This window comes from Bradyrhizobium sp. 25ACV (assembly GCF_054863005.1).
In genome coordinates, this window is sequence record NZ_JAVAYO010000044.1 from 1 (window position 1) to 450 (window position 450).

1 protein-coding gene is annotated in these 450 nt (G+C 63.8%); it reads right to left on the reverse strand.

All coding sequences use genetic code 11. The features are described 5' to 3' along the window. Positions 1 to 450: chemotaxis protein CheW (locus RAD04_RS38490; protein ID WP_461627943.1), on the reverse strand; the 450-nt coding region annotated here is incomplete at both ends.

Genomic DNA, 450 nt, shown 5'->3' on the forward strand with positions numbered 1-450 from the left:
CCCCCATGTCATGGGCCGAGGAGCCGGCGGCGCCGAGCGCCTTGGCAATGCCGTTGGGGTCGATGATCATGATCACCGCGCCATCGCCCAGAATGGTGTTGCCGGAGAACATGTCGATGTGACGCAGCTTGGTCGACATCGGCTTGACCACGATTTCTTCGGTGTGGAACACGCCGTCGACGACGATGCCGAAGGTCTGGCTGCCGACTTGCGTCACCACGATGAAGCCGTTCTCGGGATCCGAGGCCGCGCCGTCGTCGATCTTCAAGAGCTTCTTCAGATGGATCAGCGGCAGCAGCTTGTTGCGCAACCTGAGGACCGCGGTGTCCTTGATGCGCTCGATGCGGTGCTCTGAGTTGGCGCGGGCACGGACCAGCTCGACCACCGAGAGCTGCGGGATCGCAAAGCGGTCGCCGGCGGCTTCGACGATCAGGGCCGAGACGATCGCCA